General features: G+C 65.7%; 16 protein-coding genes and 1 tRNA gene. 8 read left to right on the forward strand and 9 right to left on the reverse strand.

Annotated elements, in window-relative coordinates:
• Nucleotides 1-302: 302 nt before the first annotated feature.
• Nucleotides 303-428: a hypothetical protein gene (locus QX070_RS15305; protein WP_315737858.1), complete on the reverse strand. Its 126-nt coding sequence runs from the start codon at nucleotides 426-428 to the stop codon at nucleotides 303-305.
• A gap of 132 nt (nucleotides 429-560) precedes the next feature.
• Between QX070_RS15305 and QX070_RS15310 the strand changes: the two genes are divergently transcribed.
• Complete coding sequence (locus QX070_RS15310) at nucleotides 561-845, forward strand: hypothetical protein (RefSeq protein WP_315737859.1); 285 nt, start codon at nucleotides 561-563, stop codon at nucleotides 843-845.
• Nucleotides 846-907: 62 nt separating this feature from the next.
• Here the strand turns inward: QX070_RS15310 and QX070_RS15315 are convergent, their stop codons facing one another.
• On the reverse strand, nucleotides 908-1,072 hold the full coding sequence (locus tag QX070_RS15315) for a hypothetical protein (RefSeq protein WP_315737860.1): 165 nt from the start codon (nucleotides 1,070-1,072) through the stop codon (nucleotides 908-910).
• A gap of 373 nt (nucleotides 1,073-1,445) precedes the next feature.
• Between QX070_RS15315 and QX070_RS15320 the strand changes: the two genes are divergently transcribed.
• The 3 genes from QX070_RS15320 to QX070_RS15330 all read left to right on the forward strand — a co-directional run bounded on the left by QX070_RS15320 (nucleotide 1,446) and on the right by QX070_RS15330 (nucleotide 3,299).
• A complete protein-coding gene (locus QX070_RS15320; protein WP_315737861.1) occupies nucleotides 1,446-2,207 on the forward strand; it encodes an SIR2 family NAD-dependent protein deacylase in 762 nt (253 codons plus the stop codon).
• 200 nt (nucleotides 2,208-2,407) lie between these two features.
• A complete protein-coding gene (locus tag QX070_RS15325) occupies nucleotides 2,408-3,061 on the forward strand; it encodes a cold-shock protein (protein ID WP_315737862.1) in 654 nt (217 codons plus the stop codon).
• Nucleotides 3,062-3,222: 161 nt separating this feature from the next.
• A tRNA-Pro gene (locus tag QX070_RS15330) sits at nucleotides 3,223-3,299 on the forward strand.
• Nucleotides 3,300-3,615: 316 nt separating this feature from the next.
• Here QX070_RS15330 and QX070_RS15335 read toward each other — a convergent pair.
• From QX070_RS15335 to QX070_RS15355, 5 genes are all read right to left on the reverse strand, one after another.
• Nucleotides 3,616-4,308 (reverse strand): ABC transporter ATP-binding protein, encoded by a 693-nt coding sequence (locus tag QX070_RS15335; RefSeq protein WP_315737863.1) that lies wholly within the window; start codon nucleotides 4,306-4,308, stop codon nucleotides 3,616-3,618.
• Complete coding sequence (locus tag QX070_RS15340) at nucleotides 4,305-5,540, reverse strand: ABC transporter permease (RefSeq protein WP_315737864.1); 1,236 nt, start codon at nucleotides 5,538-5,540, stop codon at nucleotides 4,305-4,307. Before QX070_RS15340 ends, QX070_RS15335 begins: the two co-directional genes overlap by 4 nt.
• A complete protein-coding gene (locus QX070_RS15345; protein WP_315737865.1) occupies nucleotides 5,537-6,616 on the reverse strand; it encodes an efflux RND transporter periplasmic adaptor subunit in 1,080 nt (359 codons plus the stop codon). Before QX070_RS15345 ends, QX070_RS15340 begins: the two co-directional genes overlap by 4 nt.
• 42 nt (nucleotides 6,617-6,658) lie before the next feature.
• Nucleotides 6,659-7,063: a translational machinery protein gene (locus QX070_RS15350; protein ID WP_315737866.1), complete on the reverse strand. Its 405-nt coding sequence runs from the start codon at nucleotides 7,061-7,063 to the stop codon at nucleotides 6,659-6,661.
• Nucleotides 7,064-7,236: 173 nt separating this feature from the next.
• Nucleotides 7,237-8,379 carry an OpgC domain-containing protein gene (locus QX070_RS15355; RefSeq protein WP_315737867.1) on the reverse strand — a complete coding sequence of 381 codons (1,143 nt, stop codon included), beginning with the start codon at nucleotides 8,377-8,379 and terminating at the stop codon, nucleotides 7,237-7,239.
• A 222-nt stretch (nucleotides 8,380-8,601) separates the two neighbouring features.
• Here QX070_RS15355 and QX070_RS15360 point away from each other — a divergent pair, with 222 nt between their 5' ends.
• Nucleotides 8,602-8,907, forward strand: coding sequence for an ETC complex I subunit (locus QX070_RS15360; protein WP_315737868.1), 306 nt, complete (start codon nucleotides 8,602-8,604; stop codon nucleotides 8,905-8,907).
• Nucleotides 8,908-8,923: 16 nt separating this feature from the next.
• Here QX070_RS15360 and QX070_RS15365 read toward each other — a convergent pair whose 3' ends face one another.
• Together QX070_RS15365 and QX070_RS15370 are read right to left on the reverse strand one after the other, a co-directional pair.
• Nucleotides 8,924-9,409 (reverse strand): Lrp/AsnC family transcriptional regulator, encoded by a 486-nt coding sequence (locus tag QX070_RS15365; protein WP_315737869.1) that lies wholly within the window; start codon nucleotides 9,407-9,409, stop codon nucleotides 8,924-8,926.
• Nucleotides 9,410-9,422: 13 nt separating this feature from the next.
• Nucleotides 9,423-10,067 carry a TetR/AcrR family transcriptional regulator gene (locus QX070_RS15370; RefSeq protein ID WP_315737870.1) on the reverse strand — a complete coding sequence of 215 codons (645 nt, stop codon included), beginning with the start codon at nucleotides 10,065-10,067 and terminating at the stop codon, nucleotides 9,423-9,425.
• A 327-nt stretch (nucleotides 10,068-10,394) separates the two neighbouring features.
• On the opposite strand from QX070_RS15370, the gene QX070_RS15375 reads away from it, so the two are divergent.
• Genes QX070_RS15375 through QX070_RS15385 form a run of 3 tightly spaced genes read left to right on the forward strand, consistent with a single transcriptional unit; the run spans nucleotide 10,395 to nucleotide 14,949 of the window.
• Nucleotides 10,395-12,002, forward strand: a complete 1,608-nt coding sequence (locus QX070_RS15375; RefSeq protein WP_315737871.1) for a carboxyl transferase domain-containing protein — start codon at nucleotides 10,395-10,397, stop codon at nucleotides 12,000-12,002.
• A gap of 2 nt (nucleotides 12,003-12,004) precedes the next feature.
• Nucleotides 12,005-14,011 carry an acetyl/propionyl/methylcrotonyl-CoA carboxylase subunit alpha gene (locus QX070_RS15380; RefSeq protein ID WP_315737872.1) on the forward strand — a complete coding sequence of 669 codons (2,007 nt, stop codon included), beginning with the start codon at nucleotides 12,005-12,007 and terminating at the stop codon, nucleotides 14,009-14,011.
• Nucleotides 14,012-14,034: 23 nt separating this feature from the next.
• Nucleotides 14,035-14,949 carry a hydroxymethylglutaryl-CoA lyase gene (locus QX070_RS15385; RefSeq protein WP_315737873.1) on the forward strand — a complete coding sequence of 305 codons (915 nt, stop codon included), beginning with the start codon at nucleotides 14,035-14,037 and terminating at the stop codon, nucleotides 14,947-14,949.
• Nucleotides 14,950-14,992 lie beyond the last annotated feature (43 nt).

A 14,992-nucleotide genomic window follows, 5' to 3' on the forward strand; every position in this document is an offset into this window, starting at 1 on the left:
CGCCAGCGCGACGGAATATCTTCGTCGCGTGGCGCCACCCTCGAACACTGGGCCCTGAAATCCCCAGTACTGATCTGTCTCGGCGTGCCGCAGGAAGGTTCAAGGGCTTTTCCGGGAAGTTTGACCGGCCCGTGCGGCCTCCGCCCGAGCGGGCAGCGTCGTCGCGCGCGCTGGGGACAAGCTGGTGGATGTTGCGCAGCAAGCCGTTGATCCGGGAGCCAAAAGACACAGGCTGGGAGCTGTGGACAGGCGTTGGATCGATTGTGGATGAGCCTCCGGCGTGATCGCCACGCGGCTCGGCGTCAGTCGCGGTCCAGATCCGCTCCGTCTTCCGTACCGGCCGCCTCGGTCCCGGGATGAAGGAACGCAAGCACGACGAAGCCGCCATAGCCGATGATGTTGAATAGAAGTTCCAGCCAGGATGCCATCGCGGACTCCCCCTAGAGGGGTGAACGCATGACTAGCGTTACCGTTCCCGCCGCGCGCGGGGGCGACCAGCCTGCAACCAATTCCCCCGCATCTGCGTTGTTTGGACGCATCGGAATTGGAGGACAACGATCATGAGAAAGGCATTGGCAGTTCTGGCGACCGCGGGTGCCGTCGCCGTCACCGCATTGGCGGCACCCGCGCCGGCACAGGCGCGCGGTCTTGGTCCGGGTCTCGCATTCGGCCTCGCGGCGGGCGCGCTGACCGCCGGCGCGATCGCGGCGTCGCATCCCTATTACTATGGTCCGGGCTACGACTACTATGACTACGGCCCGCGTTACGTCTACGCGCCCGGCCCGTATGCCTATTACGGCGGACCGTACTATCATCGCTACCACCACTGGCGTCATCACTGGTAGGCGTCAGTCGTGAGAAGGAGAGCCCGGATGGCGAAAGCCTCCGGGCTCTCGTTTCATCCCTGCTATTCCGCGGCCTCGCCGCGCTGCGCCTTCTTCCACGCCGAGCGGGCATATTCCTCGCGTTCGCGCGCGAACTTCTCCTGGGTCGACTTGAACCGTGCAATCCTTGCGGTGATGTCGGCGCGCTCCTTCGCGCGGCGGTCGTCCTGCGTCTCGTTCTGCCTCACGGATCCTCTCTGCTCCGGTTGCTATCCGGCGAGCCTCGCCGTGAGACGCGTGACAAACTTCCTGGCGAATCGCTGGCGCGATGTGGATGTCCGATTGAGGCGTGATTGCGGACGCACGGCCCGGCTGCAGGCGGCCCGCGCGTTTTGCCGGGGACAGACCGCGGGAGGCGAGCAGCGCCAACGTCTTCAGGTAGACACGGAACAATCCGACTCGTTTTGCTTGTGGCCGCGTCGTTCACGGCCGGTTCCGGTGGATACGGAGTGGCACGACGACGCAGCCGGGCCGGACACGCTTGGAGGCGGGAGCCAGCTTGTCGTGCTATGAAGGGAGGACAATGATGATGCGAGGTCTCATGGTTCGGGGCAGCCGCTGATGATTGCATCCGATCTGCACGACGGGGTGAATCGCCTGGGAGACATGATCGCTGCGGCGCGTGTGATCGTGCCCTTCACCGGCGCTGGACTATCGACCGAGACGGGCATTCCGGATTTCCGTTCTCCCGGCGGTCTATGGACGCGCAACCGGCCGATCCATTTCGACGAATTCGTCGCCAGCCAGGAGGCGCGGGACGAGGCTTGGCGGCGGCGCTTCGCGATGCAGGAGACGTTTGCCGCGGCGCGGCCCGGCCGCGGCCATCTGGCGCTTTCGTCGCTTTACCGTGCGGGGAAAATTCCGGCCGTCATCACTCAGAACATCGACAACCTGCACCAGGACTCCGGTTTCGCCCCGGATCACGTCATCGAACTGCACGGCAACACCACCTACGCGCGATGCATCGGATGCGGGCAGCGCTATGAGCTCAACTGGGTGCGCGAGCGCTTCGAGGCCGACGGTGCCGCGCCGGATTGTCCCGATTGCGCGGAGCCGGTGAAGACGGCGACGGTATCCTTTGGTCAGTCGATGCCCGAGCATGAAATGCAGCGTGCCACCGAACTCGCGCAGCACTGCGATCTATTCGTCGCGATCGGCTCATCGCTGGTTGTGTGGCCGGCCGCGGGCTTTCCATTGATGGCAAAGCGGGCTGGCGCGCAACTCGTGATCATCAACCGGGAACCGACCGATCAGGACGACGTTGCAGACCTTGTTATCCACCACGACATCGGCGAAGTACTCGGATCGTTCGTCCGTAATTGAACGGAAATTGATGCATTTTTGTCGGCATCTCTGTTCATATGCCTCACTGAAACCGATTTTTATCTATGCGCGGCACGAGGGAATGTTATCTTTGATTCGAGAGATTCGCGTGACTCATCGTGGGTATAGGTGGTGAGCACGTGTATGAGGGCGCCGTTGCAGGGGTGGCGGCTCACAATTCATATGTGAGGTCCGGGGTTATGGGGTCGGACGGATTTGAGTCCAAGAAGCTTGGGATGCCGGTCGTTGGTGTATCGACACCAACCCGGCTCGGGGCGGAATATCAAACCGGCGTCGCGCGCGACTCGGCAATCGATGCGATGACCGGTCTTGGCGAGAACCTCGTCGAAATCAGCGGTGTCATCAAATGGTTCGACGCCTCGAAGGGATACGGTTTCATCGTTCCCGACAATGGCTGGCCGGACGTGCTGCTGCACGTCACGGTGCTCAGGCGCGACGGCTACCAGACCGCCTATGAAGGTGCTCGCCTGGTGGTGGAGTGCGTGCAGCGCTCCAAGGGCTACCAGGCGTTCCGCATCGTCTCGATGGACGAGTCGACGGCGATCCATCCGGCGCAGATGCTGCCGCCGCGCACCCATGTGACGGTGACGCCGACCAGCGGGCTGGAGCGAGCCCAGGTCAAGTGGTTCAACCGGCTGCGCGGCTTCGGCTTCGTGACCTGCGGGGAAGGGAGCCCGGACATTTTCGTCCACATGGAGACCCTGCGCCGCTACGGCATGACCGAGTTGCGCCCCGGCCAATGGGTGCTGGTCCGCTACGGGCCCGGCTCCAAGGGCATGATGGCGGCCGAGATCCACCCCGAGACGGGCTCGCCGGCATTGTCCTCGCACTGAGCGGATGCTTCCTGCGACCACGGTATTTGACGGCCCCCGGAACGGCGCTTCCTGGGGCCGTTTTCATGTCGGCCCCGCTTCACGGACCGGGCCGCGGTCTTGCTGCGGAGGCCGCGACCGTGTAGTGACGGGTCCTCCAGGACAATGGTCCTTGAGAACATCGGGGTATAGCGCAGCCTGGTAGCGCGGCAGTTTTGGGTACTGCAGGTCGTTGGTTCGAATCCAGCTGCCCCGACCATCTCCGCAGCGGCGCGGCTTTCTCAGGCGGGGCCTGATAGCTGGCGCGATACTCACGATAGCGAGAAAGATTTCGGCCAGGCCGCCAGCGGTCAAACGGCCGAGCGACCGCGAGCGCGGCTGGGCCGATAAAAAAATTCGGATGCTCCCGCAGCGGCAAAACCCGGGAGCATCCGAAGTGTGCGGGTGAATCCGGGGAAGGAACATCCGCTGGTGGTCAGCATCCTCTGAATCGAAATCTCGCGTCTTTGCGCTAAATCAAATCAGGCGCAGGAGGCGGTTCGCGCGTCGGCCGTGCCGAGGTCGCGGCGGGCGGATCAGCGCGCCAGCTCGTCCTGCGCCAGCCGGCCGTCGATGATGTGCACGCGCCGTTGCATCTGAGCGGCGAGGTTGAGATCGTGCGTGACCGCGACGACGGTCTTGCCGCGCAGCATGACCAGATCGCGCAGGATGCCGAACACCTGCGCGGTCGCGGCGGTGTCGAGGCTGCCGGTCGGCTCATCGGCGAGGATCACCGGCGGATCGTTGGCGAGCGCGCGCGCCACCGCAACGCGCTGACGCTGGCCGCCGGACAATTTGTCCGGCGTCTTGCGCAGATGATCGGCGAGGCCGAGCGACGCCAGCAGCTCCTCGGCGCGCTGGGTGACGGCGCGCGGCGACAGCCGGGCCAGCGCGCGCATCGGCAGCGCGACGTTCTCGGTGATCGAGAATTCCGGCAGCAGGAAATGAAACTGGAAGACGAAGCCGAGCCGCGACAGTCGCACCTCGGCGCGCTCATCCTCGTTCATGCCCGTCGTCGAGCGGCCGTCGATCAGCACGTCGCCCTGGCTCGGCAGGTCGAGCAGGCCAAGCAGGTAGAGCAGGGAGGATTTTCCCGAGCCCGACGGTCCGGTGATGGCGATGAGCTCGCGCGGACGGATCACGAGATCGATGTCGGCCACCAGCGTCACCGGCACCTCGCCGGGCAGCACCTTCGTCACTTGCCGCGCCTCGATCAGGGGCGGGCTCACGTCGCGCCCCGGATGATGTCGACCGGATGCAACCGCGCTGCGGCCCGGGCCGGAAAGTAGCCGGCGACGGCGCTGGAGATCAGCGCGACCGCGCCCGCCAGCAGATAGTGCTTCAGCGAATACAGCACGGGCAGATGATTGTAGTCGGAAAACGGCGTCTTGAACTCGAGCGAGGCGAGCCCGCGGGTAAGCAGGTAGCCGAGCGCCCAGCCGAGGGCGGCACCGGTGAGGCCGATGAACAGCGCCTCGACGATGAAGATGGCGCGGACCGTGCGGTCGCGGAAGCCGAGCGACTTGAGGATGGCGATGTCGCGGGTCTTCTCGTGGGTGATGGTCGAGATGATGTTGTAGGTGCCGAAGCTCGCGACCAGCAGGATGGCGCCGACGATGGTGTACATCAGCACGTTGCGCAGCGTGATCGCCGCCAGCAGATCCTCCTGCGCCTCCTGCCAGGAGACCGCCTTGTAGCCGGTCTGCTCGCCGATGCGCTCGCTGATCAGGCGCGCCTGCATCGGATCGTTGGTGCGGACGCGGATCTCGTTGATGATCCCGGTCTGGCGCTCCAGGATCTGCGCGGTGCGCAGCAGCACGTAGCCGGTGGTCTCGTCGGTGCCGCGGAAGCCGGAATGGAAGGTGCCGACGACGGTCGCGTTCATGCTGATGCCCTGGGCCGAGGCGAGCGTGATGTTGGAGTTCACCCGCGCGCCGATCTTGGCCGCGAGCCGGTCGCCGAGCAGGATCGCGTGCGAGGACCGGTACAGCGAATTGAGATTGCCCTGCCGCATGTGGCTCGGCAGCGTCGAGACTTGGCCCTCCGTGCGCGGATCGATGCCGATGATCGCGACCGTCAGGTTGCGGCCGGCGAAGCGCAGCACGGCCTTTGACTGCACCGACGCCGTCAGCGCGCCCGGCACCCAGCCCTGCAGCGAGGCAATGGTGGCCATCGGGTTCTTGATGCCGGGGCGGCGGACGTTCGGGGTCAACCGGTGGAATTCGGCCGCCGCATAGACCAGGTCGGCCGGCTGGCGGGTCGGCTGGCGCAGCTCGTCGGTGATCGAAATGTGCGGCAGCGCGTCGACCAGCGTGCGGATGAAGTCGTCCTGGGAGCCCTCCATCATCGCCGCCATCATCACCGAAAACGCCACGCCGGTCATGACGCCGGCGATCGCGACCAGCGTCTGCCGGGCGCGATGGCGCACATGGGTCCAGGCGATGGTCAGGACGAGGCTCATGGCGCGGACGTCTCGGGCTCGATCACGCGGATCCGCTCGCCGTCCGTGATGTCGGCGGTTGCGGGCGCCGCGACCAGCTCGCCTTCGTGGGCGCCGTCGAGGATCTCGACCGCCGCGGAGCCGCGGATACCGATCCGCACCGCGCGCCGGTGCACACGGCCGCCTTCGATCACCATGAGGCTGTTGTTGACGACGGCATTGGCCGGCGCGAGCAGCGTGTCGGCCGTCTCGCGGCTGACGATGTTGGCCTCGACGCTCATGCCGACGCGCAGCGGCGTGTTGTCGGGCAAGCCGATCCGCACGCGGAACGTCTTCGCCACGGGATCGCCCGCCGGCGTGATCTGCTTCACCGTCCCAGGCAGCGCCTGGTTGCCGAACGCATCGGCGCGCAGCAGCGCCTTCTGGCCGACCTGGACACGGGGGATGTCCTCTTCGTTGACGTCGGCGACGACCCAGAGCGGCTTCTCCAGGCCGACGCGGTAGAGGATGGTGCCGGGATCGACCATGTCGCCGACCTCGCCGTCCTCCTTGAGGACGACGCCGTCCATCGGCGCCACCAGCTTGAAGTAGTCGAGGCGCTGGGTCTGGGCCGCGATCTGGGCGCGGATGCGGGCGAGATCGCTTTCGGAGCGCTGGTACGCTTGCGAGGTGGCCGCGCCGCGCGCCAGTAGCTGCGTCTGCCGCTCGAATTCGAGGCGTTGGAATTCCTCCTGTGCGCGCAGATCGTTCAAGGTGGCCAGCGCCTCCTTGTCGTCGAGCCGCGCCAGCACGTCGCCGGCCTTGACCAGCTTGCCCTCGCAGCGGCAGCGCTCGACGATGCGGCCGCGAACCAGCGGCGTGCTCCGCGACCACGTCTCCGGCTCCACCGCGCCGGTTGCATAGACGATCTCGGCCGCCGTGCCGCGAGTGATGCGGGCGGTCGCGATGAGCGGTCCACGCATCCACCATACGGCAAACCCAGCCAGTGCGCCGAACAGCAGGATGATCGAGAGCAGGCCGCGCCACGGAAAACGACGCCGGCCGCGATCGATGGCCGGCGTGGCAGCAATGGCATTGGATTGGTCCGGCGTCAGCATGTCCATGATCGAACGGACTCTGCGACGGGAGAAAGGCTATACTTAGCCCGCAGTGCCAGTCGCCACGCGGGGCGGAGCCATCTTGAAGTGCTGTTTGGCATAGGCGACGATCTGGCGATCGGTCGGGTGATCGGCAACTTCGACGCCGACGATGCGCTTTCCGACCGCAGGATGCTTCTCGTGCAGGTACTTGGCAAGCTCGGTCTTGGCGCTGGACGGGCCGATGATCAGGATCTCGCCGGCGTCATCGAGCGCGTGCGCGACCTCCTCGAGGAAATTCTTGTCGGGCGCCGCGTGGCCGCTGCCGATCTCGTTGGCCTTGTGGTGCAGATGCTTGGTCTGCAGGTGTGGATGCAGCGTCAGCTCGTCGGCACCGGTCAGTCCGATATGGAACACCTTGGCCTCGCTGTGATCGAGCCACACAACGGCATGGAAATGAGTCGGCATGTTCTGGTCCTTGTCAGCAAATCGCCGCGTGGCGGCCTTGTGCGTTCGCCAGGGAACGCGCGCCGCGGAAGGCGGCACCCTTTGTGATGCAAACCTTAGCGAGCCCGATCGTGGCCGGCTTGATGCAGGTCAACGGACGCGGGAACCACCCCCGCGCCCCTGATGTGCGGGGGTTACTTCGGCGCAGGCGGCTTCGGCAGCGGCTTGTCCTGCCTCTTCGACCAGGAGATGTAGTAGGCCACGGTGGTCATGATCGCGATGCCCGCGGCGCTGACGAGGATCTGCGCCAGCAGCGAACCTGAACTCAGCATCAGGGTGAAGTGGCCGATGAAGGACAGGAACACGCCGACGCAGAACACCGCCAGCGACTGTTGGCCGCAGACGACGAGGGGATCGAGCGCCTTCCACTCCAGGCCCGGCCATTCCTTCGGCACGAAACGGATGACCAAAATGACGATCACCACGAAATGCAGGAAGCGGTACGGCGCGAGATTGGTCTTGTCGTTGGGATTGAAGGCCGAATAGAGCCAGTTCGGAAACATCGATCCGAGCTCAGGGAAGCGGCCGGCCATCGTCATGACCAGTGCGAGCACCATATAGGCGATGCAGAAATAGAGCGTGGCCGGCGCCATGATGATGCCCATCGAGCGGCGGGCGCCGCCGAGCGCGCACCATGAGCCGAACACGAACAGCACCTGCCAGCAATACGGATTGAAGTACCAGGTGCCGGCCGGGTAGGCCGCAAAATTCCAGCCCATCTGCCGCGCCACGAGCCAGAGCACGATCGAGGCGATCATGGTCAGGTCGGGCTGGCGCAGCATCATCCACAGCACCGGCGGGAAGAAGCCCATCAGCACGATGTAGAGCGGCAGCACGTCGAGATTGACCGGCTTGAACTTCAGGATCAGCCCCTGGGCCAGCGTATCGCTGGCGTGGTCGACGAGGCCCGCGACGTTGAACTCGTCGATGATCTCGGAGACGCCGAAGCGCGTCGCCAGATAGCTGATGGCCACAATATAGATCACGAACAGCACGATGTGGGCGACGTAGAGCTGCCACACCCGCTTGAACAGCCGGGTGGCGCCGACGATGAAGCCGCGGTCGATCATCATGCGCGCATAGACGAACGAGGCGGTATAGCCGGAGATGAAGACGAACAGGTCGGCGGCGTCGCTGAAGCCGTAATTCCGCGTGGTGATCCAGTTCACCACATTGTCCGGGATGTGATCGAGAAAGATCGCCCAGTTGGCGATTCCGCGAAACAGGTCGAGCCGAAGGTCGCGCCCTCGCTCGGGCAGCGTGGCATTGATTTTCATGGCCGCTTCAACGCACTGTTTTGAATGGAAAACGTCGGGGGGCAGAGGCGCCGTGGCAGTCGACCGAGATTGTCACGGGACGGCAGAATGACTATACGGAGCACGATAAACGGTCATGTCCAGGATGGGAATCACCGTTCCGTGCTGAAGCTTGCCTGTAACCCATCCCGGCCGTTTCCGCCAAACGCATGACGACCGCAGCTTCCAGGGGCTCTACCAGCCATGACCGCACGCATTTTCAAGCCCGCCAAGAACGCGATGCAATCGGGCAAGGCCAAGACCCGGGACTGGCAGTTGGATTATGAGCCGGAGCAGCCGCGTTCGGTCGAGCCGCTGATGGGCTGGACATCCTCTTCGGACATGAAGCAGCAGGTCACCTTGCGCTTCGACACCAAGGACGAGGCGATCGCCTATTGCGAACGCAAGGGCATTCCCTATGAGGTGATCGAGCCGAAGGAGCCGGTGAAGCGGCAGATCGCCTATGCCGACAATTTCTCGTTCCGCCGCGGCGAGCCCTGGACGCATTGAGGGGCCGACACGGCCATCATCCGTTCAGCAGCCCGCCGGGGATGGGCAGCGGCGCGTCCTTTGACAGGCCGAGCACCGGGAAGCTCCTGATGGCCCGGACGCCGGGCAGGGCGGCGAACTGGCGGAGCTGGCGGCTCATGCCTTCGACCCCGGTCGACACGCATTTCAGCAGAAAATCCGCATCTCCCGACAGCCGCCAGCATTGCTGGACCCAGGGCAACGGCACGATCGCGGCCTCGAACGCCTCCAGCGCCGTCTGGTGCTGGCTGTCGAGCTGAATCGACACGAACGCTACCACCTCATAGCCCAGCGACCGCTCGTCGATGCTGGCGCGGATGGACTTGATCACGCCGCTGTTGCGCAGCGTCCGCACGCGGCGCAGGCAGTTCGGATGCGAGATCCCCACCCGGCCGGCGAGCTCGTTGATGCGGATCCGGCCGTCGGCCTGGAGCTCCGCCAGGATCCTGCGATCGATCGCGTCGAGCTCCGGGCTGCCAGCCATCGGCGCGGCCCGTTCAGCCGGTCGGGTGATCAGGCCGGCCGCCGCCGGCCTGCGCAGGCCCGGCGGTGCGCGGCATGACGCCGGAGAGGACGAGCTTCTCATGGGCCGCGATGATCGTCTCCTTGCTGAGCCGGCCGCCCGGACGGTACCAGCTGCACAGCCCGGTCAAGAGCGCGATGATGGCAAAGGTCGCGACCTGGATGTCGTCGACGTCGAACACGCCTTGCGCCACACCGTCGCTGAGGATGTCGGCCAGCCGGCGCTCATAGGCGCCGCGCAGCGCTACCACCGCCTCATAGTTGCGGGGATCGAGACTGCGCAGCTCCGAGTTGGCGATGAAGACCTCGCGCTTTCGGGTCATGTGATAGCCGACGTGGAAGGCGACGAACGCCCTGAGACGTTCGACCGGACCCTGGGTGCCGCGCAGCGCCTGGTCGAGCTCGCGCAGGAGGTTGTTGATGTGGTCCTGGATCAGCTCCGCCAGCAGCTCCTGTTTGGTGCTGATGTGATTGTAGAGCGAGCCTGGCTGGATGCCGACCTCGGCGGCGAGCTGGCGCAGGCTCATGGCCTCATAGCCATGCTGGAAGATCAGCCGCAGGCCGGCCTTGCGGATCGCCTCCATCGTCGTCGGACCATGCGACCCGATCGTGCGCGCCATCTCGTCCTCGCTGGACCGTCCCGGTGCCGATCGCGGCGGATCCGCCACGGTAGGGGGTCCCGTAGTGAAGTCTGAAAATTCCGTGGTCTCAAGCAAATGCTGCTCGCCCCGGACCCTACAACAATCCGCTTGAGAATAGAATTTAAAAACGTATGATCGTTTAATTCGAGAAGGACGGATGGCCGCAAACCGGGCCGCCGGCGGGCAGGGAGGACAGCATGCGGGCAAAGATGGTACACCCGGGCTCGCAGCGGCCTGGACGGCCGCGACCGCTCTGACGCGTGCTCCCACGGCTTCCCCTCCAGCCTCGCAACGAAGACGCCGGTCATGACGCTTCACTCCACGATCGATCCATCGTCCTCCGATTTCGCCCGTAATGCCGACGCCATGCGCGCGCTGGTCGCCGACCTCAGAACAAGGCTGGCGCAGGTCGCCGAGGGCGGCGGCGAAGCCTCGCGCAACCGGCACCTGTCGCGCGGCAAGATGCTGGCGCGCCAGCGCGTCGACCTGCTGCTCGATCCCGGAACGGCGTTCCTCGAACTGTCGCCATTGGCCGCACACGGGCTCTATGGCGGCGACGTCCACTCGGCCAGCATCGTCACCGGCATCGGCCGCATTGCCGGCCGCGAATGCGTCGTCGTCGCCAACGACGCTACCATCAAGGGCGGCACCTACTACCCGATGACGGTGAAGAAGCATCTGCGTGCCCAGGACATCGCCCGGCAGAACAATCTGCCCTGCGTCTACATGGTCGACTCGGGTGGTGCGTTCCTGCCGCTGCAGGATGAGATCTTCCCCGACGAGCGGCATTTCGGCCGCATCTTCTACAACCAGGCGCAGATGTCGGCGGCCGGCATTCCGCAGATCGCGATCGTGATGGGCTCGTGCACGGCGGGCGGCGCCTATGTGCCGGCGATGTCGGACGAGAGCATCATCGTGCGCAACCAGGGCACAATTTTTCTGGGCGGCCCGCCGCTGGTGAAGGCGGCAACCGGCGAGGTCGTCAGCGCCGAGGAACTCGGCGGCGCCGACGTGCATTCGCGGCAGTCGGGCGTGACCGATCACTATGCGCAGAACGACGCGCACGCGATCGGCATCGCACGGCGCATCGTCGGCACGCTGAAGCCGCCGGGCGCACGCAGCGCGCTGAACATGCGCGAGGTGCGCGAGCCGCGCTATGCGGCGGAAGAGATCTACGGCGTCGTGCCGGTCGACGGCCGCAAGCCGTTCGACGTGCGCGACATCATCGCGCGGGTGGTCGACGGCTCGGAGTTCGACGAGTTCAAGAAGCTCTACGGCCAGACGCTGGTGTGCGGCTTCGCGCATATCTGGGGCCATCCGGTCGGCATCATCGCCAACAACGGCATCCTGTTCAGCGAGAGCTCGCTGAAGGGGGCGCACTTCATCGAGCTGTGCTGCCAGCGCAACATTCCGCTGGTGTTCCTGCAGAACATCACCGGCTTCATGGTCGGCAAGAAATACGAGGCCGGGGGCATCGCACGCGACGGCGCCAAGCTGGTGACGGCGGTCGCGACCGCCGCGGTGCCGAAGTTTACCGTCGTGATCGGCGGCTCCTATGGCGCCGGAAACTACGGCATGTGCGGCCGCGCCTATGCGCCGCGCTTCCTCTGGATGTGGCCGAACGCGCGCATCTCGGTGATGGGCGGCGAGCAGGCCGCGATGGTGCTGAGCCAGGTCCGCCGCGATGGCATCGAGGCCAAGGGCGAGAGCTGGCCGACGGAGGAGGAAGAGAAATTCCGCAGCCCCATCCGTGCGCAATACGAGGCGCAGGGCAATCCGTACTACGCGACGGCGCGGCTGTGGGACGACGGCGTGATCGATCCCGCCGATACCCGCCTCGTGCTTGGCCTCGGATTGTCTGCCGCCGCCAATGCCCCGGTCGAGCCGACCAGGTTCGGCCTGTTCAGGATGTGATCATGGTTCGTCCCGGATTGTATCGCCGTTTCCGCAAGCTCCTGATCGCCAACCGCGGCGAGATCGCCGTGCGCGTCATCCGCACCGCACGCGCGATGGGATTGAAGACCGTCGCGGTCTACTCTGAGGCGGATCGAAACGCGCTGCATGTCGCGCTCGCCGACGAAGCCGTGCTGCTCGGCCCCGCGCGTGCCCGCGACTCCTATCTCAACATCGAGCGCTTGATCGAGGCTGCAAGGCAGACAGGTGCCGAGGCGGTTCATCCCGGCTATGGCTTCCTGTCCGAGAGCGCCGAATTCGCGCAGACCTGTCTCGACGCGGGCCTGGTGTTCGTCGGGCCGACGGCCGCGATGATCACCGCGATGGGCTCCAAGTCCGGCTCCAAATTCCTGATGGAGCAGGCCGGCGTGCCGCTGGTGCCCGGCTATCACGGCGAGGCGCAGGACGAGGCGACGCTCGCCAATGAAGCCGCGCGGATCGGCTTTCCCGTTCTGATCAAGGCCTCCGCCGGTGGCGGCGGCCGCGGCATGCGCGTGGTCAATGCAGCCGGCGATCTCGCTGATGCCGTCACCAGCGCCAAGCGCGAGGCCAAGGCGGCGTTTGGCGACGACCGTGTGCTGATCGAGAAATTCGTCCAGAACCCGCGCCACATCGAGGTGCAGATCATCGGCGACAGCCACGGCAATCTGGTGTCGCTGTTCGAGCGCGAATGCACCTTGCAGCGCCGGCACCAGAAGGTGATCGAGGAGGCGCCGTCGCCGACGCTGACGCCGGAGCAGCGGGAGACGGTTTGCGCGGCGGCGAGGCGCGCGGCGGGCGCGGTGAACTATGTGGGCGCCGGCACCATCGAGTTCGTCTCCGACGGCCGCGACGTGTTCTTCATCGAGATGAATACACGCCTGCAGGTCGAGCATCCCGTCACCGAGTTGATCACCGGCGTCGATCTCGTCGAATGGCAGTTGCGCGTCGCGTTCGGCGAAGAGCTGCCGCTGACGCAGGACCAGATCCGGTTGCATGGCCATGCCATTGAGGCCCGCGTCTACGCGGAAAATCCCGCCAAGAACTTCATGCCCTCAGTCGGCACGATCAAGACCTGGCGGCTTCCTGCTGAAACCGGCGGCCTGCGCATCGATGCCGGCTATCGCGAGGGCGATGCGGTCTCGCCCTATTACGACGCGATGCTCGCCAAGATGATTGCCTGGGGGCCGACCCGCGAGGTCGCGATCGAGCGGCTCAACCGCGGCCTGGAGGACACCGACGCCCGCGGCATCGTCAGCAACATCCCGTTCCTGTCGGCGCTGCTGACGCATCCCGACGTCGTGGCGAACACGATCGACACCGGTTTCATCGAGCGCCATCTGACGCATCTGACCCAGTCAGGGGCGGTGGCCGGTGATGTCGAGCTCTGTGCCGCCGTCGCGGCCATTCTCATCGACGAGCAGACCGTGGCCGTGAAGGAGCAGGGATCGCCGTGGCGCGCATCCGGTTGGATGCCGGTGGGACTGCGGCAGCGCATGTTCTCGTTCCGCCAGGGCGCCGGAGCGGAGTCGCGGACGGTGACGCTGGCCTATGGTCCGGGCGTGCAGCGCCTGTCGATCGAGGGCCGTGAGAGCTCGTTCTCGGCACTTCCGACCGACGACGGCGGCTTCGACCTTGTGCGCGACGGCGTCAAATCCCATGTGGTGGCCGTCATCGAGGGCCACGAGCTGTACCTGCGAACCCGCAACGGCCGTTTCGATCTGCATTGGATCGATCCGTTCGGCGGTGACGACGAGGAGCAGGCCGGCGAGGACAAGATCGTGGCGCCGTTGCCGGGGACCGTGGTGGCGCTGCTCGCGCAGGAAGGTGCGGTCCTGGAGAAGGGCGCGGCGATCCTGACGCTCGAAGTCATGAAGATGGAGCAGACCCTGCGGGCGCCGTTCGCAGGCCGGCTCAAGGCGATCAAGTGCAAGGTCGGCGACATCGTGCAGGAAGGCGTCGAACTGGCGGACCTCGAACCGTCCGCCTGATCCTCGAACCCGAAGAGGTCGGCATGAGCGAAAGCGTGCGCATCATCGAAATGGGCCCGCGGGACGGCCTGCAGAACGAGAAGATGCCGATCAGCGTGGCCGATCGCATCGCCTTTGTCCGTGCGCTGGTGGACGCAGGGCTGACCACGGTCGAGGTCGGCGCCTTCGTCTCGCCCAAGGCAATCCCGCAGATGGTGGGATCGGACGAGGTGATGCGCAGCGTCGCCGCGTTGCCCGGCGAATTCCACGTGCTGGTGCCGAACGTGAAGGGCTATGAGGCGGCGCGCGCCGCGGGCGCCAAGGTGATCTCGGTCTTCACCGCGGCCTCCGAGAGCTTCTCCCGCGCCAACATCAATTGCTCGATCGAAGAGTCGCTGGAGCGCTTCAAGCCGGTGATCGCCCACGCCAAGGCCGACGGCATCCGGGTGCGCGGCTACGTCTCCTGCGCGCTGGGTTGCCCCTATGAAGGCGAGATCAGGCCGCAGGCCGTCGCCAATGTCGCCAAGGCGCTGTGGGACCTCGGCTGCTACGAGATATCGCTGGGCGATACGATCGGCGTCGGCACGCCGCTCAAGGCCAGGCAGATGCTGCGCGCTGTCTGCGACGACGTGCCGGTGACGCATCTGGCGATGCATTTCCACGACACCTACGGCCAGGCGCTGGCCAATCTCTATGCGGGCATGGAGGAGGGCGTCCGCGTCATCGATGCCGCGGCCGGCGGCCTCGGCGGCTGCCCATTCGCGCCGGGCGCGACCGGCAACGTCGCGACCGAGGACGTCGTCTACATGCTCGAAGGCATGGGCATCCGCACCGGCGTCGACATGACGAAACTGCTGGCCGCCACCAACGAAATCAGCCGGCTGCTCGGCCGGCCACCGGTCAGCCGTGTTGCAGCGGCACTGAATGCGAAGATGAGGCGAGTAGCGAATGGCGAATAGGGAAGGCCCATTCGCTATATCCCCTATTCGCCACTCCCCATTC

The organism is Bradyrhizobium sp. SZCCHNR1093, assembly GCF_032381175.1.
In the GTDB taxonomy this organism is placed as follows: Bacteria; Pseudomonadota; Alphaproteobacteria; order Rhizobiales; family Xanthobacteraceae; genus Bradyrhizobium.